This is a genomic window from Streptomyces venetus, from assembly GCF_039540295.1.
Taxonomy (GTDB): domain Bacteria; phylum Actinomycetota; class Actinomycetes; order Streptomycetales; family Streptomycetaceae; genus Streptomyces; species Streptomyces venetus.
In genome coordinates, this window is sequence record NZ_BAABET010000015.1 from 38,814 (window position 1) to 64,539 (window position 25,726).

A 25,726-nucleotide genomic window follows, 5' to 3' on the forward strand; every position below is an offset into this window, starting at 1 on the left:
CCGCATCGCACCCCTGCCCCGGGGTGCGCCCGCCCCGGCTTCTCCCCGACCGCACCAGCCCACCGCGAAGGAGCCGCCGCATGCTCGCGCAGCCTCACCGTTCCTCCCTCTCCCGCCGGGGGTTCCTCGTCGCGAGCGCCGCGGCGGGCACCGGCCTCGGCCTCGCCTCCGGCCCCGCACGGGCCGCCACCGGGCCGAGACCGTTCGGCCGGTTCGGATCGCCCGCCGCGCGTCCCACCCCCGGGACGCTGTACGTCCACCCGGGCGGCGCCGGTGACTTCACCACCGTCCGGGACGCCGTCGCCGCGGCGAGCGGCAGCGGACACACCCTGGTCATCGCCCCCGGCGTCTACCGGCAGACCGTCGCCGTCGATCCCGGCCGTACCGAGATGACGTGGATCGGGGCGAGCGAGGACCCCCGTGACGTCGTGATCGTGTACGACAACGCGGCCGGGACGCCCAAGCCCGGCGGCGGCACCTACGGCACCACCGGGTCCGCCACCACCACCGTGCAGGCCGACGGGTTCACCGCCCGCTGGATCACCTTCGCCAACGACTGGCTGCGCGCCGACCACCCCGGGATCACCGGCACCCAGGCCGTCGCCCTCAAGGTCCAGGGCGACCGGTCCGCCTTCCACCACTGCCGGTTCCTCGGCCACCAGGACACCCTGTACGCCGACTCCATGGCGCTCGGCACCTTCGCCCGCCAGTACTTCGCCCACTGCTACGCCGAGGGCGACGTCGACTTCGTCTTCGGGCGGGCCACCGCCGTCTTCGAGCACTGCCGCTTCCGGACCCTGAACCGGACCGACCTCTCGGCTTCCCCGTACGGCTTCGTCTTCGCCCCGTCCACGGCCGGTGCCAATCCGCTCGGCTACCTGGTGACCGGCGGCCGCGTCAGCAGCGAGGCCCCCGACGGCGCCTACAAGCTGGCCCGCCCCTGGGTGCCCAGCTCCGACACCACCGCCCGCCCCATGCTCACCGTCCGGGACACCTGGCTCGGCCCGGGCATCGACGCGGTGGCGCCCTACACCGACATGTCGGACGCCTACCCGTGGCAGTCGATGCGGTTCGCCGAGTACCGCAACACCGGGCCGGGCGCGAGGATCACCGTCCCGGAGAACCGGCCCCAGCTCACCTCCCGGCAGGCCCGGTCCGCGACCCGCAGCGCGTACCTCGGCGACTGGGAGCCGTGGAAGGAGGCGTGCTGAATGCACCGGCGCACTCTCCTCACCGGATTCGCCGGCGGCCTGGTCGCCGTCGGAGCCGCGCCCGCCTTCGCCGCAGCCGACCGCCGCATCCTGCACGTCCGGCCCGGCGACTCCGTCCAGGCCGCCGTGGACGCCGTGGACGGTCCCGGCTGGACCGTCGCCGTGCACCCGGGGACGTACCGCGAGGTGGTCAGCGTCCCGCACATCGGTGACTGGAAGCCCTGTGCGTAGGGCCGCGGCGTTCCTCCTCGGCGTGTGCCTGCTGTGGCCGGCACCCGCGGCCTCCGCCGCCGAACCCGGGCCCGTCGGCTGGGCCTCGACCGGCTCCGGCACCGACGGCGGGGCGGGCGGCAGGACCTGGACGGTGGACACGCGGGCCGAGCTGAAGCAGGCCCTCGCCAACGACGGCGAACCCACCGCGCCCAAGGTGATCCGGGTCGTCGGAGACATCGACGGCCACGAGGCGGACGACGGGTCCCTGCTCGGCGAGCAGGACTACGCGCCCGGCTACGACCTCCGCAAGTACATGTCCTGCTTCGGCGAGGACGGCGCCGTCTGGTCCGACACCCGCTTCGACTACTGCAAGCAGCAGCGGCAGCTGCGCCAGACCGGCTCCGACAAGGAGAAGGCGCAGATCCAGCTCACCGTGCCGAGCAACACCACACTCGTCGGTGTCGGGCGCGACGCCCGGCTGCTCGGGGGGTTCCTGACCGTCAACACCGGCAGCGACATCATCGTCCGCAACCTGCGCCTCGAAGCACCCGTCGACCACTTCACCGGCTGGTCCCCGGACGACGGCGCACACGGAAACTGGAACGCCCGCTTCGACGCGCTCACCATCATCACCGGCCGGAACATCTGGATCGACCACTGCACCTTCACCGACGGCCGGTTCCCGGACCGCGAGGCGCCCCTCGGCTTCCACGGCGAGCGCGTGCAGCGGCACGACGGGCTGCTCGACATCGAGGACGGCTCGGACTTCGTCACCGTCTCCGACAGCCGGTTCGAGGACCACGACAAGGCGATCCTCATCGGCTCGGGCGACGGACGCGGGGACCGGGACCGGGGGCATCTCAAGGTGACCTTCGCCCGCAACCTCTTCACCGGCATCGCGCAGCGCGCCCCGCGCGTCCGCTTCGGACAGGTGCACGTCGTCAACAACGTCCACCGGGGGTGGGCGCCGCTCTACGCCCTGGGCGTCGGAGTGGAGTCGGCGATCTTCTCCGAGCGCAATGTCTTCCGGTATCCCGCTGGAAGCCAGTCCCTCGCCGTCGCGGACTACGGGGGTGAGCGGTTCCGCGACATCGGCTCCTGGTTCAACGGCCGGCCCGCCCGCCTGAACGCCGTGGCGAGCGGACTCGGTCTCGGGAGCGACGTCGGCTGGGACCCCGCCGACGTCTACGACCACCACGCCCTCGCATCGCCCTCGGCGGTCGAGCGGTACGTGCTGCGGCACGCCGGAGCCGGGAGACCGTATGGACGCCCATGAACCGCTCGGACGGCGGTCGTTCGTGGTCGGGGCGGGTACGGCGCTGCTGTCCGGGGGAGCGGTGACCGGGGCGGAGGCGGCGGTCGTGGACGGGCCGCTGCCCGACTTCCACCCCGCGCTGAAGGACGCCCTGACGTTCCCGCTCGCCTGGGGCAGCTCCCCGATCCGCGACTTCCGCGCCTGGCGGCGTGCCGCCCGGGCCACGGTCGAGGAGCACCTCTTGGTCGAGCGGCAGGACCGGGTGCCGTTCGCTCCGGAGTACACCGGTCGGGACCGAGCGCACGACTGCACCCGCGAGTTGGTGACCGTCTCCCTCACCCGCTACGAGCGCGTCCGGGGTGCCCTGCTCACCCCGCACGGCGACGGGCCCTTCCCCGCCGTGCTGCTCCTGCACGACCACGGCGCCAGGTTCGACATCGGGAAGGAGAAACTCGTCCGGCCCTGGTACGACGACACGCGGCTCGCCTCGGCCCAGGCGTGGGCGGACACGTACTTCAGCGGGCGGTTCGTCGGCGACGAACTGGCCCGGCGGGGGTACGTGGTGCTGTGCCTGGACGCCCTCGGCTGGGGCGACCGCGGCCCGCTCGCCTACGAGCAGCAGCAGGCACTGGCGTCCAACTTCTACCACCTCGGCTCCTCGCTCGCCGGGCTCATGGCCCGGGAGGACCAGCGGGCCGCCGCCTTCCTGGCCGGACTCGACCGGGTGGACGCCCGGCGGATCGCGGCCCTCGGCTTCTCCATGGGCGCCTACCGCGCCTGGCAGACCGCCGCACTCAGCGACCACGTCGCGGCCACCGCGAGCGTGTGCTGGATGACCGGCCTCAAGGAGATGACGGTGCCCGGCAACAACACCCTGCGCGGCCAGTCCGCCTACTACATGCTCCACCCCGGGCTCGCCCGGCACCTCGACATCCCCGACGTGGCGAGCATCGCCGCTCCCCGGCCGGCGCTGTTCTTCAACGGCGGGCTGGACACGCTGTTCCCGGCCCAGGGGGTCCAGGTCGCGTACGACAAGCTGCGTGCCGTGTGGCGTGCGCTCCACGCCGAGGAGCGGATACGCACGAAGACGTGGCCGGAGCTCGGCCACGTCTTCGCGCGCGAGATGCAGGACGAGGTCTTCAGCTGGCTCGACGACGTCCTGTGAGGCTCACCGCCGTACCGGCCTGACGCCCTCCAGGGTCGGCACCACCGGCTTGATGGTGCCGTCGGCCGCGAACTCCAGGCGGTCGACGGTGGTCTCCCGGTGCATGCCGTCGCCGCCCGGCCTGCCGGGGCCGTTCAGGGCGAAGCGGTGATAGACCATGTACCAGTCGTCGGTGCCCGGGGTGTTCACCACCGAGTGGTGACCGGTGCCGAGAATGCCGTACTCGGGCCGTTTCTCCAGGATCGTCCCGCGCTTGGTCCACGGGCCGAGCGGGGACGGGCCCGTCGCGTACGCCACGTGGTAGTTCTCGCTGCGGGTGTCGTCCTCCGACCACATGAAGTAGTACGTGCCCTTCCGCTTGATCACGAAGGAGCCCTCGCGGAAGTTGTCCGGGGTGATGTCCTGCACCTTCGACGCGTCGAAGGACACCATGTCGTCGCCCAGCGGCACGACGTAGCCGTGGCCGTTGCCCCAGTACAGGTACGCCTGGCCGTCGTCGTCCGTGAAGACCGCCGGGTCGATCATCTGGCCCTTCAGCGAACCGCCCTTGGCGACGAGCGGCTTGCCGAGCGCGTCCTTGAAGGGGCCGGCGGGGGAGTCGGCCACGGCCACGCCGATCTGCTGCTCGGCGCAGAAGTAGAAGTAGTACTTGCCGTCCCGCTCGGCGATCGCGGGCGCCCAGGCGTACTTGTCGGCCCAGCTCACGTCAGGACCGAGGTCGAGGATGACGCCGTGGTCCTTCCAGGTCACCAGGTCCTTCGACGAGTACGCCTTGAACTTGGTGCCGCTCCAGCCCTGGAAGCCGTCCGTCGTCGGGTAGATCCAGTATCTGCCGTTCAGGTAGTGCACGTCGGGGTCGGCGTTCAGGCCCGGCAGCAGGGGGCTGCGGGTGCGGACCGCCTCGACCGTCCAGGTGCGCCTGGTGCCGTCGGCGGCTGTCACCGTGTACTTCTGCGGTGTGCGGAAGTCGCGGCGCGTACCGGACTTCGGGCTGAGCTTCGCGCCCTCAGCGACCCACAGCTTCGGGGCCAGGCCGCGCAGATCGGCGTCCGGCTCCATCGGCAGGACGACTTTCGAAGCGCTCTCCGTGACGATCGAGTAGCCCTTCTGGTGCGGGGCCGTCGCGTCCACCACGGAGGTGGGGGTGCTCGGGTAGGCCGCCAGCAGCCGGTCGTACTCCCGCTGAGTCACCGGGAGGACCGTGCCGTGCCGGGGGCTCGCCGGGAGCTGGTAGTTCGTGGACGGCGTCCACTGGCCCGAGGCGAGGTCGGTGGTCTCGAACGGGACGTAGCCGCGACCGCCGTACTCGTCGATGAACAGGTACCACTTCTTCTCGGTGTTCGACTTGAACACCGTCGGGCCCTCGCCGCGGTCCATCGCGCCCTTGCCGATGCAGTCGGCCACGAAGTCGTACTTCGTCGAGGTCAGCGAGGCCGACTTCTCGCCGGTGATGAACTTCGAGCAGGGGCTGGAGGAGCTGGGGTCCCGCTCGTCCTTGGTGTAGCGGTAGTACTCGTCCTTGTACTTCACGACCGTGGAGTCGATCACCGAGTAGCCCGGGTCGTTCCACACCTTGGGCTCGCTGAAGGTCCGGAAGTCCTTCGTGGTCGCGTACATCATCTTGTTGTACGTGTCGCCCTTGTGGTCAGGGTCGTCGTCGGCGTACAGCTTCGACGCCCAGAAGACGACGTACTCGCCGAGCTCGTCGTCCCAGTAGGCCTCCGGGGCCCAGGTGTTGCCCGCGTTGTCCGGGGAGACCTTCACCAGGCGCTGGTCGGTCCAGTGGACGAGGTCCGTGGACTCCCAGACCATGATCGACTTGCTGCCGTGCCGCTGGACCTGGTCCCAGCTGCCGCTGGAGTTCTGGTACATCCGCAGGTCGGTGGCGATCAGGTAGAACTTGTCGCCCTCGGGGGAGCGGATCACGAACGGGTCGCGCAGGCCCTTCTCGCCGGTGGTCGACGTCAGGACCGGCTTGCCGGCGTTCAGCTCACGCCAGTGCAGGGCGTCGTTGCCCCGGCTGAGGGCGTAGCGGATCTGCTCGCCGTCGGCCGTGCCCTCGCCCGTGAAGTAGGCGAAGAGATAGCCGGCGTACTCGGGATGCTTCACGGGGGGTGCTCCGGGGTCTGCGGTGCTGGGCGGCGCTGTGAGAAGGGTCAGGAGGAGCCCCGTCAGGGCCAGGAACGGAAGCAGGAACGTGCGGGGGCGCATGACACTTCCTGTCGGAGTCTGGGGGATTCTGTTGGATGGCGGCCCTCGGAGTTTCACCGGACGGGAACAGGGCGTCAACGGGTGTGCACGGGGCCCGTGGTTCCGAAAGTTTCGGAACCACGGGCGGAGGAGCGGCAACCCTTTCCCGGTGCGGCGGCGACTGGTGGGCGGAAACGGGCCGGAGCGGGCCCCTCCGATCCGTTTCCGTCCCCGATCCCCCAGGAAAGGAACGCTCCGTGCTGCCCAGCACCGGACGCCACCGCAGGACCCGTACGCTCTCCATCGCCGCCGCCGTGGCCTGTGCCGCGGGCGCGGGCGGCGTCTACCTCGGACTGTCGACCGGCGGCGCGCAGGCCGCCTCCACGACGGTCACCGTCTCCACCACGGCCCAGCTGGAAACGGCCGTGAGGAACGCCACCGCCGGTACCGTCATCCAGGTCCGCGGCGGCACCTACTACCCGGCCGCGACCCTCAAGTCCACGGCCGACGGCACGAGTTCGGCACCCATCACGCTGCGCGCGTACGGCGGCGAGACGGTGCGCATCGACGGCTCGAAGCTTCCCGACGGCTCCTGGCTGGCCGGGATCTACGGCGACCACTGGACCGTCGAGAACCTCGCCTTCGTCAACTCCCCGGCCCAGGGCTTCGTCGCCACCTCCTCCGTGGGCGGCGTCTTCAGGAACCTCGTCACCGCGGACAACGGCGACTCCGGCTTCACCCTGCGCGGCGACGGCACCACCGGCAACCTCGTGCAGAACCTGGACAGCCACGGCAACTACGACCCGGCCGGCCACGGCCAGAACGCCGACGGCATCGCCGTCAAGTTCGGCTCCGGGACGGGCAACAGGATCACCGGCGCCCGGCTGTACAACAACTCCGACGACGGCCTCGACCTCTGGCAGTTCTCCTCCCCGGTCACCGTCGAGCACTCCTGGGCCTTCGGCAACGGGGAGAACCGCTGGAGCGACCCGGCCTTCGAGGGCAACGGCAACGGCTTCAAACTGGGCGGCGGGGGAGCGTCGGTCGCCCACGTCGTCAACAACAACGCGGCCTGGGACAACACGCTGCACGGCTTCACCGAGAACTCCAACACCGGCGCCATCGCCCTGAACCGCAACACCACCTACGCCAATGCCGAGAGCGGCTTCTACTTCGCCACCGGCAAGGCCCGCCTCGGCAAGAACCTCGCCGTGGGCGACAAGGGCGGCCCCGCGAAGCTGGGTTCCTCGACGGTCTCCGCCGGCAACAACTGGGACAGCGGCGTCGCCACCCCGCCCTTCCGGTCGACGGACGCCACGACCGCCTACGCGGCACGCAAGGCGGACGGGTCGCTTCCCGCGACGACGTTCCTGACGACCGGCTCCACGACCATCGGCTCGACGATGAACTAGGGCCTGTCCGACGGCGTTCCGGGGCCGACAGGCGGCTGTCGCGGGCTCCGTGGAGGATCAGGCCGCCGGCCGCCAGAGATGCCCGTCACATGAACGGCGACGCCCCCGCCGGTGCGATCCGGCGGGGGCGTCCCGCGAACCGGCCGAGGGGGGCTCGGCCAGTGCGTTCGACCGCCCGGAGAGGGGCTCCGGAAGGTCGTGGTGCCGGTAGTCCGACTGGGGGCCCGGACATCCGGCGGCCGGCCGGCCCGAGGGGGGTTTCGGGACCGGCCGGAGTTCAGGCGGTGTGCGGCCTCACTGGTAGCTGATGTCCGAGGCCTTGAACTTGCAGGTCTTGCCGTCCGGGCCGGGCGGGGTCAGCTCCTTGGGCTCCTTGCCCGTGTTGTTGCCCTCGAAGCGCACACACGTCTTGATCTTCTTCTTGCTGTCGCCGTGCACACGGATCTTCGACAGCGTGGCGGTGTCGCCGTAGTTCTGATTGACACCGACGATCGCGTTCATCGGCGCCGTCACGTCGATGTCGTCGAGCACGATCGTACGCTTGTACTGCGTCTTGCAATTGCCGCAGGAGCGCACCAGCTTGCCGGCGTCCTCCACCTGGAAGCCCGAGACGTTCAGCGTGCCGGCGCCGTTGAACTGCAGCACCTTGTCGTCGGCCTTCTTCGCGCCGCCGCCGATCACCTTGTACACCGCGGACGACGACTTGCCCTTGAAGCTGGCCGCGTCCTCGCCGACGTCCAGCCACCACACGTTCTGGATCGTGCAACTGCCCTTGCAGTGCACGCCGTCCGCGGCCGGGCTGCCGATGATGACGTTCTTCAGGGTCGCGCCGTCGGCCAGCTCGAAGAGGGGCGGCTGGTCCTCGTCCTGGTTGTCCCTGCCGAGCTCGCCGGTGCCGAAGAACATCTTCATGCCGCCGTCGCGGACACCGGAGACCGGAATCGTCTTCGACACGGGCTCGCTGCCCGTGTCGGAGGGCCAGGAGGGCGCGGCGCTGGCGGTGGAGAGCATCGACGTGGTGACGATCGCCGCTCCCGCGATCCCGAACGCCGACAGCCCGGAGATCACCGCCCGCCGCCTGGTGACCCGACGGCGATGGCGGACGCGCTGTTCTGCTGGTGCAGTCATGTACCGATTCCTCAGATGGGGGGTTCTTGCGTGTACTGGTCGCCACCGGTGAGGAAAGGGTTGCCGCGCCCTCAAGGTTTTTTCACGCCAGTGCGTCAGGGCGCGTCGACGCTGGTGAGCCCGGACGCAACTGCTGGGATCGCTCAGCGCCGTGTGGCCGTACCCCGCGTCGGTGAGCAGCCGGGCGTCGGCCGGTTCGGTCAGCCGTCCCCGGCGTCGTCCACCGCGGCGAAGCCGCCCCCCACGGACAGCCGGTCGGAGCCCGCGGCGGCCGTCACCGTGTAGCGGTCCGCGCCCGCGTCCCGTCCGCCGCGGGCGTGGTCGAACTGCCCCGCGAACACCCACTCGCCCGCCGGGACCGTACGGCCCTCCTTGAGGGTCCAGGTGTAGACGAGGAAGCCGTCCTGCTCGTCGACCGTGAGGGTGAAGTCCTGCTCGGGCAGGGAGCGCCAGGCGCCCGCGTCGGAGACCCCGCCGGTCTGGGCGACCCGCAACCGCACCGACAGCGCGGTCAGTTCCTCGCGGGTCTTGAGGGTGATGTTGCTCTGCGCCCAGAAGTCGTTGCTGTGCGGGTCGACCGAGCCGTCCGACCACAGCGGCCCGTCCTCGGTGCCGGCGGGCGGCGGTGCGGTGACGGAGGTGCTCGGCTGCCGCGAGGGCGGCCGGCTGGACTCGCGGTGTTCCGGTGCGCGGCTCGGCGTCGGGTCCGCCGGCGGCACGGGAGCCCGGCTCGTCGCCTGCGGTGACGGCGTGGCCGTGGGCGCCGGTGTCGGTGACGTCGCCACCTCCTGCTGCGGCGGGGCGGCCTCTTCCTTCACGGCCGAGGCGACCGCGTAGCCGCCCACCGCCAGCACACCGGCCACCGCGGCCGTCGCACCCGTCACCCGGAGCCAGCCGAACACCGGCGGACGCGTGGACCGGTGGCCGGAACCGGCCGGGCCGGCCATGCCGCGCTCGACCCGGGCCAGGATGCGCTCCCGGTCGGGCTCGTGCGCCCCGGCCGCCTCGCGCAGCCGGGTGTGCAGTTCCTCCCGCACGTTCCGCGGCATGGTCATCGGTCCCTCCCTCCGCTCTCACCGGTGCGCACGCCCTCCACGGCGGGCGAGCAACGGGGCGCGGCGAGCGCCGCGTGCATGCGCTGCGGTACCCCCGATGTGCCCAGCAACCGCTGGAGTTCGGCCACTCCCTTCGAGGTCTGGCTCTTCACCGTACCCACCGAGACGCCGAGGGCGAGCGCGGTGTCCTTCTCCGAGAGGTCGAAGGCGTGCCGCAGCACCACACAGGCCCGCTTGCGGAACGGCAGCCTGCGCAGGGCCTCCTGGACGTCGACCACGCCCGCGACGTCCGGGTTCTCGGTGTTCTCCTCGCGCTGCGACCAGAACAGGGCGATGCGCCGTCGCTCGCGCACCGCGCTGCGGATACGGGTGCGGGCCAGGTTGGCGACCACCCCGCGGGCGTACGCCGCCGGATGGTCGGCCGCGCGCACCCGGTCCCAGCGGTGCCACAGCGCCAGTAACGCGTCCGCCGCCAGGTCGTCGGCGGTGTCCGACTCGCCCGTCAACAGGTAGGCGAGGCGGGACAGTTCGGCGTAGTGGCGCTCGAAGAAGGCGTGGAACTCCACGGAGGCGGCGTCGTCGACGACAGTGCCCACGGGCGACCTCTCCTCGCAGCGGCTTCGGGCACTCCCGGACGGGGGCGCCTGTGTGTGTCATGTAGATGACATGTGATCATCCGGGGGAGGCCCGGACGAGATCGGGAAGCGTAGCAGCGATCGTCAGGATGGTTCGTACGGAGCTTCGAACAGCGGTTGGCGGGCCGGACTCTGATTCCGTAACACGAAGAAAACCTGAACGTGGTTCAACGCGAGGACAATCCAGCCAGCATCCGCACACCGATCACCCCGGCACCAAGGAGCACGCGTCATGTCCGAACCGCAGCAGGTGACCGACCGGCCGCCCACCGCGCCACCCCCGGTGAACAGCGTCGACCGGTTCTTCAGGATCTCCGAGCGGGGCTCCACCCTCGGCCGGGAGATCCGCGGCGGCTTCGCCACGTTCTTCACGATGGCCTACATCCTTGTCCTGAATCCCATCATCCTGGGCAGCGCGAAGGACAAGTTCGGGCATCAGCTGGACGCCGTCCAGCTCACCACCGCCACCGCCCTGGTGGCCGCGGTCATGACGATCATCATGGGCGTGGCCGGCAACCTGCCGCTCGCGCTCGCCGCCGGACTCGGTCTCAACGCCGTGGTCGCCTTCCAGATCGCCCCGCTGATGAGCTGGGACGACGCGATGGGCCTGATCGTCCTCGAAGGCCTGCTGATCTGCGTACTGGTGGTGACCGGTCTGCGCGAGGCCGTCATGCACGCCATACCCCAGCCGCTCAAGCAGGCGATCAGCGTCGGCATCGGTCTGTTCATCGCCTTCATCGGCTTCGTCGACGCCGGATTCGTCAGCCGCATCCCGGACGCGGCGAACACCACCGTGCCCGTTCAGCTGGGCGGCACGGGCACGCTCACCGGATGGCCGATTCTCGTCTTCTGTCTGGGGATCCTGCTGACGATCGGCCTGCTCGCGCGCAAGGTCAAGGGCGCCATCCTGATCAGCATCGTCTCCATGACAGCGGTGGCGATAGTGATCAACTCCATAGCCGACATCAAGACCTGGGGCCTGACCACACCCTCCTGGCCCGACAAGCTCGTCGACACCCCCGACTTCGGCCTCATCGGCGACTTCGACCTGTTCGGGGCGTTCAGCGCCCCCGGCGTCGGCGTCATCACCGTCGTCCTGCTGGTCTTCACCCTGATCCTGTCCGACTTCTTCGACACCATGGGCACCGTCGTCGGCATCAGCGCCGAGGCGGGCCTGCTCGACGAGGAGGGCAAGGTCCCGAACCTCGGCCGGGTGCTGCTGATCGACGGGGCCGCGGCGGTCGCGGGCGGCGCCGCCTCCGCCTCCTCGGCGACCTCCTACATCGAGTCGGCGGCGGGAGTCGGCGAGGGCTCGCGCACCGGCTTCTCCAACCTCGTCACCGGCGGCCTGTTCGGCCTCGCGCTGTTCCTGACCCCGCTGCTCACCATCGTGCCGCTCCAGGCCGCCGCACCCGCCCTGGTCGCCGTCGGCTTCCTGATGATGACCCAGGTCAAGCACATCGACTGGGACCGGTACGACATCGCCATCCCCGCCTTCCTGACCATCGCCGTGATGCCGTTCACCTACTCGATCACCAACGGCATCGGCGCGGGCTTCCTCGCGTACGTCGTCATCAAGACCGTGCTCGGCAAGGCCAAGGAGGTCCACTGGCTGCTGTGGGGGACCTCGGCGCTGTTCCTCGTCTACTTCGCGATCGACCCGATCGAGCAGCTGCTCGGCGCCAAGTAACGCGAGTAACGCCGAGTAACGACGAACGGTCGTACGGAGACATACGGTGACGGGCCGCCCCCGGGGGGAAGGGGGCGGCCCGTCACCTGTACAGACGGCTTATGCGCGGCCGGGGTTCAGTCCTTCAGCGCCGCTTCCATCATCGCCCTGGCGACCGGCGCCGCCAGGCCGTTGCCGCTGACCTCCGAGCGGGCCGCGTTCGACTGCTCGACCATGACCGCCACGGCGACCTCCTTGCCCGAGGAGTCGGACTTCCCGTACGAGGTGAACCAGGCGTACGGCACCTGGCTGTTGTTCTCGCCGTGCTGCGCCGTGCCCGTCTTGCCGCCCACGGTCGCACCCGGGATCTTGGCGTTCGTGCCCGTGCCCTGTTCCACGACCGTCTGCATCGCGGACTGGAGCTGCTCGGCCGTCGAGGAGCTGACGATCTCCTTTGAGTCCGCATTGTCGTCGTAGTCCTGCAACACATCACCGCCGCTGTTGGTGATCTGCGAAACCATATGCGGCGAAACCAGCTTGCCGCCGTTGGCTATGGCCGCCGACACCATGGCCATCTGCAACGGAGTGGCGGTCACATCGAACTGGCCGATGCCCGTCAGAGCCGTCTGCGACGGGTACATGTCCGAGGGGTACACGCTCGTGTACGCACGCACCGGCACATCCAGCCGGTCGTCGTTGAAGCCGAACTTCTCGGCCATCGCCTTCACCTTGTCCTGGCCCAGGTTGACGGCCATCTTCGCGAAGACGTTGTTGCACGAGTACTCCAGCGCCGTACGGATCGTGGCGTTCGTGCAGGGCGCGTTCGGGTTCTCGTTCGACAGGTCCTTGCTGGTGCCCGGCAGCCGGTACGGATCCGGGCTGTCGGTCTTCTCGTCCACCGACGAGTACAGCCCGTTCTCCAGCGCGGCCGCCGCCACGACCAGCTTGAACGTCGACCCCGGCGGCAGCGGCTGACGCAGCGCGCGGTTGGTCAGCGGCTTCTCCGGGTCGGTGGTGAGCTTCTTCCAGGCGGCCCCCGCCGTGTTGGCGTCGGTCAGCTGCGAGGGGTCGTACGACGGGGTGGACACGACCGCCAGGATCTTCCCGGTCTTCGGGTCGACCGCGACGGCACCGCCCTTCTTGTCGCCGAGCGCGTCGTACGCCGCCTTCTGCACGTCCGGGTCGATCGTCGTGACCACGTTGCCCGGTTCGGCCCGCTGATTGGTGACGGTGTCCATCACCGACTTCAGCCGGTTGTCCGTGCCGTTGAGCAGGTCGGTGTAGATGCCCTCCAGCTGGGTCGGGGCGTAGGCCTGCGAGGCGAATCCCGTCACGGCCGCGTACAGCTCGCCGTCCTTGTACGTGCGTTTGTACTTGAGGTCGCTCGTCTTCGTCGCGGCGGAGCCGGTGACCGACCGTCCGCCCACGATGATGTTCCCGAGCGGCGCCGAGTACGTCTCGATGGCGTTCCGCCGGTTGTCCTTGTCGTCTGCGAGCGCCTGGCCCTCGTAGAACTGCACCCAGGTCGCCCTGCCCAGCAGAGCCAACACGAGCAGCAGCGTGAAGACCGACGCGCGCCTGATCGTCTTGTTCATCCCGAACATGAGGACGAGCGAGACCGGTCGGATCGTTCCCGCCGTCCGGTTTTCTCATCCGGCGGCCCATTCTTCTCACCCGGCGTTAAGAAAGCCCGCCTCGTACGCCGCGATGACCGCCTGCGTACGGTCCCGGGCGCCCGTCTTGGCCAGGACCGCCGCGACGTGCGACTTCACCGTGGCGGGGCCGACCTCCATCCGGCGGGCGATCTCCGCGTTGGTCAGCCCGTCCGCCATGTGCCGCAGCACCTCCCGCTCCCGGCCCGTGAGCTTCGCCACCCACGCGGGCGGCGCCGGGCGCGCTCGCGCGTGCGCGGTCGCGAGCGTGCGTACGGCCGCCGGGAACAGCAGGCTGTCGCTGCGCGCCACCAGCCGGACCGCCTGCACCAGCGCGTCCGCGTCCGACCGCTTCAGCAGGAACCCGGCGGCGCCGACGCGCAGCGCGTCGTAGACGTAGGAGTCGTTCTCGAACGTGGTCACGACGACGATCCGGGGCGGTTCGTCCAGTGTGCCGAGGATCTGCTCGGTGGCGCGGATGCCGTCGGTCTCGGGCATCCGGACGTCCATGAGGACGACGTCCGGCCGCAGCTCCCGGACCACCGACACGGCCTCGGCACCGGTGGCCGCCTCGCCCACCACCTCCAGGTCCGGCTCGGCGGAGAGGATGGCGCGCAGCGCGGTGCGGACCATGCGCTCGTCGTCGGCGAGGACGACACGGATCGGGGCGGGTCGGGTCATGCGGGTCCTTTCATCGGCAGGTTGACGTGCAGCCGCCAGGTCCGGTCGGCCGTCGGACCGGCCGCCGCCGTACCGCCCAGCAGCCTGACCCGGTCCGCGACGCCGCGCAGTCCGTGGCCGCCGCCGGGCCGGGAGGAGGCGGCACCGCTCAGCGGATTCACCACGGTGATCTCCAGCAGCCCGTCCACCACCGCGATGCGTACGTCCACGGTGACCCGGCCCCCGGCATGCTTCAGGGCGTTGCTGAGTCCCTCCTGCACGATCCGGTAGGCCTCGCGGGACAGCAGCGGGGGCAGCGCCTCCGGGTCGGCCTCGACCCTGGCCGTCACCCGCTGCCCGCCCGCCCGGGTGCGGCGCAGCAGAGCGTCGAGGTCGCCGGCGAGGGTGGGCGCCGGGGCGGTGCCGGGGGCGTCGCCCTCGCGCAGCACGCCCAGGACGGCGTCGAGTTCGCCGACGGTGCGCCGGGTCGTCTCCTCGATCGCCGCGAGGGCCTCGCGGACGAACTCCGGGTCGGCGTCGAGGACCCGGCGCGCGGCGCTCGCCTGGAGACCGACCGCGCTCAGCGCGTGGCCGACGGAGTCGTGCAGCTCCCGCGCCAGCCGGTTGCGTACGGCCAGGTCCGCGGCGCGTGCCTCGGCGGCGGCGAGCCGGTCCTCGGGCGTCGGGCCGAGCAGCACCGGCGCCCAGCGGGCCAGCAGCGCGCCGCACCCCGCCGCGCAGCCGGCCAGGGCGACGAGCGAGGCGACACCCGCGACCGGGGCGAGCGCCAGCGCCCAGACGTGGTCGAACACTTCGGGAAACCCGAGCCGGGTGTCGCCCAGCCACACGAAGGCCGGCAGGACGATCAGCACGGCGGCGAACGGCGGCAGCGCCAGCGACATCCCGGCGATGATCCCGCCGATTCCGAGGTGCAGTGTGAACCAGGCCGCCGTACGGCCCCTCTCGCCCCAGGTCCGGGCCGGTCCCGAGGCGATCCGGTCCGCGTCGACACCGCACAGCCAGCGCGCGTTGGCGGCCTCCAGAGGGCGGGCCATCGGGAACAGGGACGAGGCGGCGGCGATCGGCAACCCCACACCGAACGAGGCGAGTTGGAGGGGAAAGGACCCGAAGACGTCCGTGCTGCCGGTGGCCGGGCCGATGATCACCGAGCCGACGAGGACGTACGGCATGGCGAGCGCGCCGCCGAGGATCAGATGGACCCAGCGCAGCCGTGCCCGCCGGCCGATCAGGAGCCGGACGGCGTCTCTCACACCGCCCGCCGTACGGCCCTGGCCGAGCGCTCCGCGAAGTAGTAGGCGCCGATGGCGGCGACGAGCAGGCCGACGAGCATCTGCCCAGCGTAGGCGAGGTTCATCAGCGGTGTCGCACGATCCGCGAGGTCCTCCGCACCGCCTAGGGGCGCGAGCGACAGCCAGCCGCCCCAGCAGGCGGCGGCACCGGAACCGACCCAGGCCAGCCCGAGCGGCACCGACACGGGCAGGACCCGGCCGCGCCGGAAGGCCAGCAGGACGCCGCCCGCGACGGCCGCGACGAGGAACACCACGAACACGGCCTCCAGGACGTAGAAGTCACCGCCCCGGTCCGCCGCCCGGCCCTCGCCGAGCCCGGCACCGGCCCCACAGGCCCAGAGGACGTGGAGGGTGAGGGGCGGCAGGGCGAGCACGGCCGCGGCGACGGCCAGCGCCCGGTGGGCCGGACCGAGGGCGCCGACGGGCAGCTCCCACACCCGGCCGCGCCACAGGTGGCCCCAGCGGTCACGCGCGTACAGCACGAACAGGGCGCCGAGGGCGAGCCCTTGGAGGATGAACCCCGTGTACACGACGGTGAACACCCACGCGTGGAGGAACGGCTCGTGTTCCGTGCCCGCCGCGCTGCCGCCTGCGAACGCCCTCACGGCCAGCTGTGCCGGGAACCCGGCGATGATCGGCGCGAGCAGCCCGGTGGCGACCCACACGGGGAACGCGAGCAGCCAGGCCGGCACCCGCAGCCCCCACGGCCGGGTCAGCGCCAGCGCCAGCACGATCACCGCGCTGTCCAGCAGCACGGAGAGACCGTTGATGACGGCCATGCCCACCCGGTCGTCGAGCAGCCCGCTCCCGTCGGGGATCCCCACATGGCTCCCGGCGACCCAGGCGGTCTTGAGCCCGAGGTAGGGCGCACAGGAGAGGACGGCGACGCCGCGGAGGACCCGCCGGGAGCGGCTGGGACGAACGGCGGGGCGGGGAACGGCCGTGGGTGCCAGGGACTGCGTCATGCGAGCACCCTCCCGCGCGGCAGGCCGACGGCACGTCCTGCACGGCGACGATCCGCCTCCGCCGGACGGGGGAGAAGGACGCGCCGTCTGGAGAGAGAAGGACGCACCGGGAGGGGAGAAGGACGCACCGGGGGAAGAAGGACACCCCCAGGGAGTGTCCCTAGCCCTCCAGGATCAGCACCGTCTCGTCGATCTCCGCGCCCCGGGCGTTGGCATACCCTCGGGCCGACGCGACGGCACGGAACCCGCACTTCTCCAGGACGCGCAGGGACCCCGCGTTGTCCGTCGCCGCCCGGGCGTACAAGGGGCGCTCGGGTACCTCCGTCAGGAGCGCCCGGAGGGCCGCCGTGGCGATGCCCTTCCCCCAGTACGCGCGGTCGACCCAGTACGTCACCTCGCGTTCGCCGGCCACCCCGTACACCGCCGCGCTGCCGACCACGTCACCGTCGGCCAGCACCGTGCGGACCACGTCGGCCGAGGAGCGGATCCGGGCCCAGTGAGCGTCGAAGGTGTCCCGGTCGGAGGGGTCCTTGGGGGTGAAGGCCGCCATATGGAGCGCCTCGGGGTCGTTCATCTGCCGGTAGAAGACCCGGCAGATCGCTGTCGTGGACCTCGCGCAGCTCGACATTCATGGCTCAGAGCCTACGGGTCGCCAGTGTCAGCCGGTCCCGTGCGTCGAACAGGGCGTCCTTCACCAGCTGTTCGTGCGCCGGCGTCAGCCGGGCCACCGGCACCGAGCAGCTGATCGCGTCCCGCGCCGGGGTGCGGTACGGAATCGCCACCCCGAAGCAGCGCAGCCCCAGCGTGTTCTCCTCGCGGTCCACCGAGAAGCCCTGCTCCCGCACCTGGTGCAGCTCCTCGATGAGCTTCTCCCGGTCGGTGATCGTGTGCTCGGTCAGCGCCGGCAGCGTCTCGGGGAGCATCTTGCGGACCTGCTCGTCCGAGTACGTGCTCAGCAGCGCCTTGCCGAGGGACGTGGAGTGCGCGGGCAGCCGGCGGCCGACCCGGGTGAAGGGGCGCAGGTAGTGCTGTGACTGGCGGGTGGCGAGATAGACGACGTTCGTGCCGTCCAGACGGGCCAGGTGGATCGTCTCCGTCGTGTCGTCGGAGAGCCGGTCCAGGGTCGGCCGGGCCGCCGCGACCACCTCGTCGCCGTCGATGTACGACGTGCCGACCAGCAGCGCCCGCACTCCGATGCCGTACCGCGTGCCGGTCGCGTCCGTCTCGACCCAGCCCAGCTCGACGAGCGTGCGCAGCAGCATGTAGAGGCTGGACTTGGGGTAACCGACGGCCTCCTGGACCGCCGCGAGGGAGTGCATACCGGGCCGCCCGGCGAAGTATTCCAGCAGTTCAACGGTCCGTACCGCGGACTTGACCTGTGCCCCGCCGCCTGTCTCGGCTACCGACATCGCCCTTGACCCCTTCGTTCGACGGGAAATAGTCTCCGACAGCATATTCATCATCAGAGACAGCGTTCAGTATATCGAACATCCCTGGTGAATGACCCAGATACACGTGGAGGGACCCGCGGTGGCAGCAGCACCAGTCTGGAGTGTCGACCCCCGAACCGGGAAGCAGCGTGAACAGGTTGCGGTGGAGGCCACAGCCCAGGAGGTGGACGCCGCCGTCCGTGCCGCCGAGGAAGCGCGCGGCGCGCTCGCCGACCGCGCCGTCCGCGCCGCCTTCCTGCGCACCGCGGCCGACGAGCTGGAGGCGGCCAAGGACGGTCTCGTCGAGACCGCCGACGCCGAGACCGCGCTCGGCCCGGTCCGGCTGACCGGCGAGCTCGCCCGCACCTGCTACCAGCTGCGGGCCTTCGCGGACATCGTCGACGAGGGCGCCTTCCTCGACGTCGTCATCAACCACCCCGACGACACCGCGACCCCGCCGATCCCCGACCTGCGCCGCTACAAGGTCCCCCTGGGCGTCGTCGCCGTCTACTCGGCGTCGAACTTCCCCTTCGCCTTCTCGGTCGCCGGCGGCGACACCGCGAGCGCGCTGGGGGCCGGCTGCCCGGTCGTCGTCAAGGCCCACCCCGACCACCCGGCCCTGTCCGAGTACGTCGCGAAGGTGCTGCGCCGGGCCGCAGCCCGGCACGACATCCCCGAGGGTGTCGTGGGCCTGGTCCACGGCTTCGAGGCGGGCGTCGAGCTGATCAAGCACCCGCTGGTCGCGGCGGCCGGCTTCACCGGGTCCGTGCGCGGCGGGCGCGCGCTGTTCGACGCGGCAGCGGCCCGTCCCGTGCCGATCCCCTTCCACGGCGAGCTGGGCTCCCTGAACCCGGTCGTCGTCACCGAGGCCGCCGCCGCCGAGCGGGCCGAGGCGATCGGCTCCGGTCTCGCCGGTTCGATGACGCTGGGCGTCGGGCAGTTCTGCGTGAAGCCGGGCCTCGTCCTCGCCCCGGCCGGCGCCGCCGGTGACGCCCTGCTGAAGTCGCTGACCGACGCCGTCAGCGACACCGACGCCGGTGTCCTGCTCGACCACCGCATGCGCGACAACTTCGTCGCGGGCGTCGCCGAGCGGGCCGAACTGCCCGACGTCGACTCGCCCGTCACGCCCGGCGCGGGCGGCGACCACACCGTCAGCGCGGGCTTCCTCACGGTGCCGGCGAGCAGGCTGGCGACGGAGGGCGAGCACGACCTGCTGCTGGAGGAGTGCTTCGGCCCGGTCACCGTGGTGGCCCGCTACGAGGACGAGGCCGAGGTGAAGGCGGTGCTCTCGCGCCTGCCGGGCAACCTCACGGCGACGGTGCAGCTGTCCGAGGAGGAGGCCGCCGGCCAGGGCCGTGGCGCGGAGCTGTTGCAGGAGCTGACGCCGCTGGCCGGGCGTGTGCTGGTCAACGGCTGGCCGACCGGTGTCGCGGTGGCGCCTGCCCAGCACCACGGGGGGCCGTACCCGGCGACGACGTCGACGTCCACGTCGGTGGGCGGGACGGCGATCGAGCGGTGGCTGCGGCCGGTGGTGTACCAGAACGCACCGGAGGCGTTGCTGCCGGTGGAGCTGCGGGACGAGAACCCGCTGGGGCTGCCGCGTAGGTTCAACGGGGTTCTGGAGCGGTGAGCGCCGGAGGGGCGCGGGTGGATTGCGGGCTGCGGGTTCGTTGTGGTTGATCGCGCAGTTCCCCGCGCCCCTGAGGGGCGGACCTGAAACACTTGGTCGAATGGATCTCGAACTTCCCGAACTTCCTTTCGCCCTGCGTACCTATGGGCCCGACGGCCATTGGTCCCATGAGGACGGTGTGCTCACCGGGTGGGCCGAAGGGCGGCAGGATCGGTTCGTGCCGCCCACCGGGGAAGCGCTGGACCCCGCCTCCGACGCGCCGCGGCTGCTCGGGGCGCCCGAGGGGGACTTCCAGCTGATCGCCCGGGTCACGGTCGGGTTCGGCGCGGCCTTCGACGCCGGGGTGCTCTACGTCCACGTCGGGGAGCGGGCCTGGGCCAAGCTCTGCCTGGAGTACTCCCCGGACGTCCCCACGGTCTGCACGGTCGTCACCCGGGGTCACTCGGACGACGCCAACTCCTTCACCGTGGACGGCAGTTCCGTCTGGTTGCGGGTCAGCCGCACGGGCCGGGCCTTCGCCTTCCACGCCTCCCGCGACGGCGAGCGCTGGACCTTCGTCCGCCTGTTCACCCTGGGCGACGAGAAGGAGACCGGGGCCGCCCTGGTCGGCTTCATGACCCAGTCCCCGATGGGGGAGGGCTGCGTGGTGACGTACGACCACATCGAGTTCCGTCCCCACTGGCCGGACGATCTGCGCGACGGCAGTTGAGGACGTGCCAGGCCCGGGAACCGCACCCCGGCCCGGCACGTCATCCGTTCCATGATCGAAGAACGAGTGTTCCCGGGGCGTGTGATCCGTACCGTCCTGCCCGCCGAGGTGGCGGACGTCGTCGCGCTGCACGCCCGGGCCCGGGCGACGTACTACCCCGACGGGCTGCCGCAGGACGGCACCGACTGGCTCGCCGCCTGGCAGAGCGCCCTCACGCGGCCCGACGGCCGGGTGCTGTGCCTCGTCGAGGCGGGCCGCATGATCGGCCTGGCCTCGTTCCGCACCCCCGACGGCGCACCCGCGGACACGGTGAAGCTGTTCCAGTTCCACGTCGACCCCGGCCACTGGCGCCGCGGCGCCGGCACCGCGCTGCACACCGCCTGCGTCGAGGAGTGGCAGGCCGACGGAAGGCGGACGGCCGTCCTCGAGGTGCACGTCGACAATCTGCGCGCGCAGGCCTTCTACGCCCGTCAGGGCTGGGTCCAGGATCCGGCGAACCCGCCCGCCGAGGGTGATCACCACCGGTGTCTGCGCCTGACGGTGCCCGGGGAATGAACGCCGCTGCTTGAACGTTCATGCACTCGGCGGAGGGAGCACCTCCGTGTCCCCGTACGAGCTGGAGAGAGCCGAAGACATGCGCGTCGAGATCTGGAGCGACATCGCCTGCCCGTGGTGCTACGTGGGCAAGGCCCGCTTCGAGAAGGCGCTGCGGGACTTCCCGCACCGCGACGACATCGAGGTGGTGCACCGCTCCTTCGAGCTGGACCCGGGTCGCGCCAAGGACGACATCCAGCCCGTGATCACCATGCTCACCAGGAAGTACGGGATGAGCGAGGCGCAGGCCGAGGCCGGTGAGGACAACCTGGGCGCACAGGCCGCCGCGGAGGGGCTGGACTACCGTACGCGCGGCCGTGACCACGGCAGCACCTTCGACATGCACCGGCTGCTCCACCTCGCCAAGGAGCAGGGCCGCCAGGAGCAGCTCCTCGACCAGCTGTACCGGGCCAACTTCGCCGAGGAGCGCTCGGTCTTCGGCGACGACGAACGGCTGGTGGAGCTCGCCGTGGCGGCCGGTCTCGACGGGGAGGCCGCCCGCGCCGTGCTCGCCGATCCGGACGCCTACGCCGCCGAGGTCCGGGCCGACGAGCGGGAGGCCGCGCAGCTCGGCGCGAGCGGTGTGCCGTTCTTCGTACTCGACCGCAAGTACGGCGTCTCCGGCGCCCAGCCCGCCGAGGTCTTCGCCCAGGCCCTGAGCCAGGCGTACGGTGACCGTGCCCCGCTGACGATCGTGGACAGCGGTGACGCGGACGCGTGCGGCCCGGACGGCTGTGCGGTGCCCCAGCACTGAAACGCGCAGGCCAGGGCCCATACATAAGCGCTGCTTGGCCGTATCACGCAGAAGACGGCAATGGACGGGGAGATCCGTGGGACGCAGAGTGGTTCCATGGAGACCTTCGAGAACCTCGTCCGTGCCGAGTTCGCCCCGAAGCACACCTACCTCAACACCGCGAGCAACGGGCTGCTGCCCGCCCGTACCGTCACCGCCGTGCAGCAGGCGGTGCGGATGCGTGCCGAGGGCACGCCGCTGGGTCCCCTGTACGAGGAGGTGGAGGCCGCCCGCGCGTCCTTCGCCCGGCTGGCCGGGGTGCCGGCCGAGCGGGTCGCCACCGGAGCGTCGGTCGCCGAGTACGGGGGGCTGATCGCCGCCTCGCTGCCCGCCGGGGCCGAAGTCCTCACGGTGGAGGGCGACTTCGCGTCCCTGGTGAACCCGTTCCACGTGCGCGGCGACCTCAAGGTGCGCGCCGTGCCCCTGGAGCGGCTCGCCGAGTCCGTCCGCCCCGGCACGGCGCTCGTCGCGGTCAGCACCGTCCAGTCGGCCGACGGTCGGCTCGCCGACCTGCCTGCCGTGCGTGAGGCGGCCCGGGCGCACGGGGCGCGCACCTACGTGGACGCCTCCCAGTCGGCCGGCTGGCTGCCGATGGACGGCGACGCCGACGACTTCCTCGCCGCCGTCGGATTCAAGTGGCTCCTGGGACCGCACGGAGCCGCGTTCTTCATCGCCCCGCAGGACTTCGGCGGCCTCTCGCCGCTGCTCTCCGGCTGGGCCGCCGGTGAGGTTCCCTGGGACAGCTGCTACGGGCCGGTCGAGGAACTCGCCCACTCCGCACGGCGCTTCGACATCAGCCCCTCCCTCTTCACCTACGCCGGGCTGCGGGCGTCCCTGGAGCTGCTGGAGGAGATCGGCGTGGACGTCGTGCACGCCCACGATCTCGCTCTCGCGGACCGCTTCCGCGTCGGGCTCGCGAAGCTGGGCCACGAGCCGGTGGCCGCGCCCGGCTCCGCGATCGTGTCCGTGCCGGGGCTCGGCCACCGCCAGGGCGAACTGAGCCGGGCGGGCATCGAGGTGTCCGACCGGGCGGGGAATCTGCGGGCCGCCTTCCACCTCTACAACACCCCGGCGGACGTCGACCGGCTGCTGGACGTCCTGTCCGCCTGACGACCCGGACAATACAAAACCGGGTGGGGCCTCCCGTCCCACACGAGGAGGCCCCACCCGGCAGCTCTGTCACACGGTCACGTCACCGCGAGCGGCGGTCACCGCACGGGCGTGAAGTCCCGCGCCCCAATGCTGTGTCCTCCGGGGGCAACTCCCGGACCCCCGGCCGGGGGTTGGTCACCGCACCGGCGTGAAGTCCCGCGCTCCGATGCTGTGTCCTCCGGGGGCAACCCCCGGACCCCCGGCCGGGGGTTGGTCACCGCACCGGCGTGAAGTCCCGCGCTCCGATGAACTCGGGGCGCCGGACCGGCGCGGCGAACGGTTCGACCGCCGTGTTCTCGACGCTGTTGAACACGATGAACACGTTGCTGCGCGGGAACGGCGTGATGTTGTCGCCGGAACCGTGCATGGCGTTGCAGTCGAACCAGGTCGCCGAACCGGCCTTGCCCGTGAACAGCTTGATGCCGTGCTGCGCGGCCAGCTGGCTCAGCGCCTCGTCGGACGGCGTGCCCGCGTCCTGCATCTGCAGCGACTTCTTGTAGTTGTCCTTCGGCGTTTCTCCCGCACACCCGAGGAACGTCTTGTGCGACCCCGGCATGATCATGAGCCCGCCGTTGGTGTCGTAGTTCTCGGTCAGCGCGATCGAGACCGACACCGTGCGCATCCGCGGCAGACCGTCCTCGGCGTGCCACGTCTCGAAGTCCGAGTGCCAGTAGAAACCACTGGCCCCGAACCCCGGCTTGACGTTGATCCGCGACTGGTGGACGTACACGTCCGAGCCGAGGATCTGCCGCGCCCTGCCGACGACCCGCTCGTCGCGCACCAGCCGGGCGAAGACCTCGCTGATCTTGTGCACTTCGAAGACCGTGCGGATCTCCTTGGACTTCGGCTCGACGATCGACCGCTCGTCGGCGCGCATGTCCGGGTCGTTCACCAGCCGGTTCAGCTCGTTCCGGTAGACGGCGACCTCGTCCTCGGTGATGAGCTCGTCGATGGCCAGGAAGCCGTCACGCTCGAAGGACAGCAGGTCGGCCGGGGCGACCGGGCCCGGGGCGTCGGGGGCGCCCCAGACCACCGGGTCCTGGCGCGGGGTCAGTGCCTCGGCGGCACCGCGGCTGGGATAGAGGTCCGGAATACCGGTGGTGGTGTCGGTGGTGGCGGTCATGGAAACGTCACACCTCCTCGGTGAGCAGCGGGTAGACGCCGTTCTCGTCGTGGTCCTCCCGTCCGGTCACAGGCGGGTTGAACACGCAGAGGCAGCGGAAGTCCTGCTTCACCTTGAGCGTGTGCCTCTCGTGCCCGTCCAGGAGGTACATGGTGCCGGGCGTGATGGTGTGCTTCTGCCCGGTCTCGTGGTCGGTAAGCTCGGCCTCACCCTCCACACAGACAACGGCCTCGATGTGGTTCGCGTACCACATCGACGTCTCCGTACCCGCGTAGAGGACCGTCTCGTGCAGGGAGAAGCCGACCTTCTCCTTGGCGAGGACGATGCGTTTGCTCTCCCACGTACCGGACGCTGCCTTCACGTGCCGGTCGGTACCTTCGATCTCCTTGAACGAACGGACAATCACGGTGCTGCGATGCCTCCTAGCTGAGTGGTGCAGGTTGGTTGGTCAGGCGGTCTCGCGGACGGCGCGGGCCAGCGTCGTCAGGCCCTCGTCCAGTTCTTCGGGGGTGATCGTGAGCGCGGGGAGCAGCTTCACGACCTCGCTCTCGGGACCGGACGTCTCGATCAGCAGTCCGAGCTCGAAGGCGCGCTTGGCGACCTTGCCGGCGCGGGCCTTGTCGTGGAACTCCAGGCCCCACACCAGGCCGCGGCCCCGGTACTCCTTCACGTCGGCCAGGTTCTCCTCGGTGATGGAGATCATGGCCTGTTCGACCTGCTCGCCGCGCTTGCGGGTCTGCTTCTCCATCGCGGAGCCGTCGGCCCAGTACGTCTCCAGGGCCGCGGTGGCCGTGACGAAGGCCGGGTTGTTGCCGCGGAAGGTGCCGTTGTGCTCGCCGGGCTCCCAGATGTCGAGCTCGGGCTTGAACAGGCACAGCGACATGGGCAGGCCGTAGCCGCTGATCGACTTGGACACGGTGACGATGTCCGGCGTGATGCCCGCCTCCTCGAAGGAGAAGAAGGCGCCGGTACGGCCGCAGCCCATCTGGATGTCGTCGACGATCAGCAGCATGTCCTGCCGCTCGCACAGCTCGGACAGCGCGCGCAGCCACTCGGGACGCGCCACGTTGATGCCGCCCTCGCCCTGGACCGTCTCGACGATCACGGCGGCGGGCTTGTTGAGGCCGGAGCCCTGGTCCTCCAGGAGCCGCTCGAACCACAGGAAGTCCTCGACGGTGCCGTCGAAGTAGTTGTCGAACGGCATCGGCGTGCCGTGCACCAGCGGGATGCCGGCGCCGGCCCGCTTGAAGGCGTTGCCGGTCACGGCCAGCGAGCCGAGCGACATGCCGTGGAAGGCGTTGGTGAACGACACGATCGACTCGCGCCCCTTCACCTTCCGCGCCAGCTTCAGCGCGGCCTCCACGGCGTTGGTGCCGGTGGGGCCGGGGAACATGACCTTGTACGGCAGGTCACGCGGGCGCAGCAGCAGGTTCTGGAAGGCCTCCAGGAACGTGCGCTTGGCGGTGGTCGACATGTCGAGCCCGTGCGCGACGCCGTCCCGCTCCAGGTAGTCGATCAGCGCGCGTTTCAGGACCGGGTTGTTGTGCCCGTAGTTCAGTGAACCGGCGCCGGCGAAGAAGTCGAGGTACTCGTGGCCGTCCTCGTCGTACATGCGGCTGCCCACCGCACGGTCGAAGACGGTGGGCCAGCCGCGGCAGTAGCTGCGTACCTCGGACTCCACGGTCTCGAAGACACTCAGGTCGGGCTGGGTGATGGTCACGACGAATCGCTCCTCGGTGCGTGGGGGAAGTCTGCGGGTGTGGGGTGGGGCGGGA

22 protein-coding genes and 2 pseudogenes are annotated in these 25,726 nt (G+C 70.9%); 11 read left to right on the forward strand and 13 right to left on the reverse strand.

Features of this window, described 5'->3' with window-relative positions:
• Positions 1-80: 80 nt before the first annotated feature.
• The 4 genes and pseudogenes from ABEA82_RS36195 to ABEA82_RS36210 all read left to right on the forward strand — a co-directional run bounded on the left by ABEA82_RS36195 (position 81) and on the right by ABEA82_RS36210 (position 3,844).
• Positions 81-1,211: a pectinesterase family protein gene (locus tag ABEA82_RS36195; RefSeq protein WP_345666006.1), complete on the forward strand. Its 1,131-nt coding sequence runs from the start codon at positions 81-83 to the stop codon at positions 1,209-1,211.
• Positions 1,212-1,412: pseudogene (locus ABEA82_RS36200) on the forward strand (pectinesterase family protein); the annotation flags it as partial.
• Between the two features lie 22 nt (positions 1,413-1,434).
• Positions 1,435-2,700, forward strand: coding sequence for a pectate lyase family protein (locus tag ABEA82_RS36205; protein ID WP_345666007.1), 1,266 nt, complete (start codon positions 1,435-1,437; stop codon positions 2,698-2,700).
• A complete protein-coding gene (locus tag ABEA82_RS36210) occupies positions 2,687-3,844 on the forward strand; it encodes a dienelactone hydrolase family protein (RefSeq protein ID WP_345666008.1) in 1,158 nt (385 codons plus the stop codon). The genes ABEA82_RS36205 and ABEA82_RS36210 overlap by 14 nt, the downstream gene beginning before the upstream one ends.
• A 3-nt stretch (positions 3,845-3,847) precedes the next feature.
• On the opposite strand, the gene ABEA82_RS36215 is transcribed toward ABEA82_RS36210, so the two are convergent.
• Positions 3,848-6,055 (reverse strand): glycoside hydrolase family 43 protein, encoded by a 2,208-nt coding sequence (locus ABEA82_RS36215; protein ID WP_345666009.1) that lies wholly within the window; start codon positions 6,053-6,055, stop codon positions 3,848-3,850.
• A 236-nt stretch (positions 6,056-6,291) separates the two neighbouring features.
• On the opposite strand from ABEA82_RS36215, the gene ABEA82_RS36220 reads away from it, so the two are divergent.
• Positions 6,292-7,446 (forward strand): right-handed parallel beta-helix repeat-containing protein, encoded by a 1,155-nt coding sequence (locus ABEA82_RS36220; protein WP_345666010.1) that lies wholly within the window; start codon positions 6,292-6,294, stop codon positions 7,444-7,446.
• Between the two features lie 294 nt (positions 7,447-7,740).
• Here ABEA82_RS36220 and ABEA82_RS36225 read toward each other — a convergent pair whose 3' ends face one another.
• The 3 genes from ABEA82_RS36225 to ABEA82_RS36235 form a co-directional block, all read right to left on the reverse strand.
• Positions 7,741-8,574, reverse strand: a complete 834-nt coding sequence (locus ABEA82_RS36225; protein ID WP_345666011.1) for a pectate lyase — start codon at positions 8,572-8,574, stop codon at positions 7,741-7,743.
• 200 nt (positions 8,575-8,774) lie between these two features.
• Positions 8,775-9,629 (reverse strand): hypothetical protein, encoded by an 855-nt coding sequence (locus ABEA82_RS36230; RefSeq protein ID WP_345666012.1) that lies wholly within the window; start codon positions 9,627-9,629, stop codon positions 8,775-8,777.
• Positions 9,626-10,225 (reverse strand): SigE family RNA polymerase sigma factor, encoded by a 600-nt coding sequence (locus tag ABEA82_RS36235; RefSeq protein ID WP_345666013.1) that lies wholly within the window; start codon positions 10,223-10,225, stop codon positions 9,626-9,628. Before ABEA82_RS36235 ends, ABEA82_RS36230 begins: the two co-directional genes overlap by 4 nt.
• A gap of 271 nt (positions 10,226-10,496) precedes the next feature.
• On the opposite strand from ABEA82_RS36235, the gene ABEA82_RS36240 reads away from it, so the two are divergent.
• On the forward strand, positions 10,497-11,954 hold the full coding sequence (locus tag ABEA82_RS36240; protein ID WP_345666014.1) for an NCS2 family permease: 1,458 nt from the start codon (positions 10,497-10,499) through the stop codon (positions 11,952-11,954).
• A 116-nt stretch (positions 11,955-12,070) separates the two neighbouring features.
• Here ABEA82_RS36240 and ABEA82_RS36245 read toward each other — a convergent pair whose 3' ends face one another.
• From ABEA82_RS36245 to ABEA82_RS36270, 6 genes and pseudogenes are all read right to left on the reverse strand, one after another.
• The gene (locus ABEA82_RS36245; RefSeq protein ID WP_345666015.1) at positions 12,071-13,528 is read right to left on the reverse strand and encodes a peptidoglycan D,D-transpeptidase FtsI family protein; all 1,458 of its coding nucleotides are present in this window, start codon (positions 13,526-13,528) and stop codon (positions 12,071-12,073) included.
• Between the two features lie 75 nt (positions 13,529-13,603).
• Entirely contained in the window at positions 13,604-14,266 is a 663-nt protein-coding gene (locus tag ABEA82_RS36250; protein ID WP_345666016.1) for a response regulator transcription factor, read from the reverse strand.
• Entirely contained in the window at positions 14,263-15,516 is a 1,254-nt protein-coding gene (locus ABEA82_RS36255) for a sensor histidine kinase (RefSeq protein WP_345666017.1), read from the reverse strand. Before ABEA82_RS36255 ends, ABEA82_RS36250 begins: the two co-directional genes overlap by 4 nt.
• A complete protein-coding gene (locus ABEA82_RS36260) occupies positions 15,513-16,520 on the reverse strand; it encodes a hypothetical protein (protein ID WP_345666018.1) in 1,008 nt (335 codons plus the stop codon). Before ABEA82_RS36260 ends, ABEA82_RS36255 begins: the two co-directional genes overlap by 4 nt.
• 160 nt (positions 16,521-16,680) lie before the next feature.
• Positions 16,681-17,152: pseudogene (locus tag ABEA82_RS36265) on the reverse strand (GNAT family N-acetyltransferase).
• Positions 17,153-17,155: 3 nt separating this feature from the next.
• On the reverse strand, positions 17,156-17,929 hold the full coding sequence (locus tag ABEA82_RS36270) for an IclR family transcriptional regulator (protein ID WP_003989371.1): 774 nt from the start codon (positions 17,927-17,929) through the stop codon (positions 17,156-17,158).
• Between the two features lie 121 nt (positions 17,930-18,050).
• On the opposite strand from ABEA82_RS36270, the gene ABEA82_RS36275 reads away from it, so the two are divergent.
• The 5 genes from ABEA82_RS36275 to ABEA82_RS36295 all read left to right on the forward strand — a co-directional run bounded on the left by ABEA82_RS36275 (position 18,051) and on the right by ABEA82_RS36295 (position 22,786).
• Positions 18,051-19,580 carry an aldehyde dehydrogenase (NADP(+)) gene (locus tag ABEA82_RS36275; protein ID WP_345666019.1) on the forward strand — a complete coding sequence of 510 codons (1,530 nt, stop codon included), beginning with the start codon at positions 18,051-18,053 and terminating at the stop codon, positions 19,578-19,580.
• 100 nt (positions 19,581-19,680) lie between these two features.
• Positions 19,681-20,289 (forward strand): DUF1349 domain-containing protein, encoded by a 609-nt coding sequence (locus ABEA82_RS36280; RefSeq protein ID WP_345666020.1) that lies wholly within the window; start codon positions 19,681-19,683, stop codon positions 20,287-20,289.
• A gap of 51 nt (positions 20,290-20,340) precedes the next feature.
• On the forward strand, positions 20,341-20,844 hold the full coding sequence (locus tag ABEA82_RS36285) for a GNAT family N-acetyltransferase (protein ID WP_345666021.1): 504 nt from the start codon (positions 20,341-20,343) through the stop codon (positions 20,842-20,844).
• A 79-nt stretch (positions 20,845-20,923) separates the two neighbouring features.
• Entirely contained in the window at positions 20,924-21,637 is a 714-nt protein-coding gene (locus tag ABEA82_RS36290) for a DsbA family oxidoreductase (protein WP_345666096.1), read from the forward strand.
• 96 nt (positions 21,638-21,733) lie between these two features.
• Positions 21,734-22,786: an aminotransferase class V-fold PLP-dependent enzyme gene (locus ABEA82_RS36295; RefSeq protein ID WP_345666022.1), complete on the forward strand. Its 1,053-nt coding sequence runs from the start codon at positions 21,734-21,736 to the stop codon at positions 22,784-22,786.
• Between the two features lie 256 nt (positions 22,787-23,042).
• Here ABEA82_RS36295 and thpD read toward each other — a convergent pair whose 3' ends face one another.
• Genes thpD through ectB form a run of 3 tightly spaced genes read right to left on the reverse strand, consistent with a single transcriptional unit; the run spans position 23,043 to position 25,671 of the window.
• Complete coding sequence (gene thpD / locus ABEA82_RS36300; protein WP_345666023.1) at positions 23,043-23,951, reverse strand: ectoine hydroxylase; 909 nt, start codon at positions 23,949-23,951, stop codon at positions 23,043-23,045.
• Between the two features lie 7 nt (positions 23,952-23,958).
• The gene (locus tag ABEA82_RS36305; RefSeq protein WP_345666024.1) at positions 23,959-24,357 is read right to left on the reverse strand and encodes an ectoine synthase; all 399 of its coding nucleotides are present in this window, start codon (positions 24,355-24,357) and stop codon (positions 23,959-23,961) included.
• Between the two features lie 42 nt (positions 24,358-24,399).
• A complete protein-coding gene (gene ectB / locus ABEA82_RS36310; protein WP_345666025.1) occupies positions 24,400-25,671 on the reverse strand; it encodes a diaminobutyrate--2-oxoglutarate transaminase in 1,272 nt (423 codons plus the stop codon).
• Positions 25,672-25,726: the final 55 nt, after the last annotated feature.

What these genes read in the sequence shown, in the direction of transcription:
- ABEA82_RS36195 (WP_345666006.1), top strand. Translation starts at nt 81, where the DNA reads ATGCTCGCGCAGCCTCACCGTTCCTCCCTCTCCCGCCGGGGGTTCCTC.
- ABEA82_RS36210 (WP_345666008.1), top strand. Translation starts at nt 2,687, where the DNA reads ATGGACGCCCATGAACCGCTCGGACGGCGGTCGTTCGTGGTCGGGGCG.
- ABEA82_RS36215 (WP_345666009.1), bottom strand. Translation starts at nt 6,055, where the DNA reads ATGCGCCCCCGCACGTTCCTGCTTCCGTTCCTGGCCCTGACGGGGCTC.
- ABEA82_RS36225 (WP_345666011.1), bottom strand. Translation starts at nt 8,574, where the DNA reads ATGACTGCACCAGCAGAACAGCGCGTCCGCCATCGCCGTCGGGTCACC.
- ABEA82_RS36230 (WP_345666012.1), bottom strand. Translation starts at nt 9,629, where the DNA reads ATGACCATGCCGCGGAACGTGCGGGAGGAACTGCACACCCGGCTGCGC.
- ABEA82_RS36240 (WP_345666014.1), top strand. Translation starts at nt 10,497, where the DNA reads ATGTCCGAACCGCAGCAGGTGACCGACCGGCCGCCCACCGCGCCACCC.
- ABEA82_RS36245 (WP_345666015.1), bottom strand. Translation starts at nt 13,528, where the DNA reads ATGAACAAGACGATCAGGCGCGCGTCGGTCTTCACGCTGCTGCTCGTG.
- ABEA82_RS36250 (WP_345666016.1), bottom strand. Translation starts at nt 14,266, where the DNA reads ATGACCCGACCCGCCCCGATCCGTGTCGTCCTCGCCGACGACGAGCGC.
- ABEA82_RS36260 (WP_345666018.1), bottom strand. Translation starts at nt 16,520, where the DNA reads ATGACGCAGTCCCTGGCACCCACGGCCGTTCCCCGCCCCGCCGTTCGT.
- ABEA82_RS36270 (WP_003989371.1), bottom strand. Translation starts at nt 17,929, where the DNA reads ATGTCGGTAGCCGAGACAGGCGGCGGGGCACAGGTCAAGTCCGCGGTA.
- ABEA82_RS36280 (WP_345666020.1), top strand. Translation starts at nt 19,681, where the DNA reads ATGGATCTCGAACTTCCCGAACTTCCTTTCGCCCTGCGTACCTATGGG.
- ABEA82_RS36285 (WP_345666021.1), top strand. Translation starts at nt 20,341, where the DNA reads ATGATCGAAGAACGAGTGTTCCCGGGGCGTGTGATCCGTACCGTCCTG.
- ABEA82_RS36290 (WP_345666096.1), top strand. Translation starts at nt 20,924, where the DNA reads ATGCGCGTCGAGATCTGGAGCGACATCGCCTGCCCGTGGTGCTACGTG.
- ABEA82_RS36295 (WP_345666022.1), top strand. Translation starts at nt 21,734, where the DNA reads ATGGAGACCTTCGAGAACCTCGTCCGTGCCGAGTTCGCCCCGAAGCAC.
- thpD (WP_345666023.1), bottom strand. Translation starts at nt 23,951, where the DNA reads ATGACCGCCACCACCGACACCACCACCGGTATTCCGGACCTCTATCCC.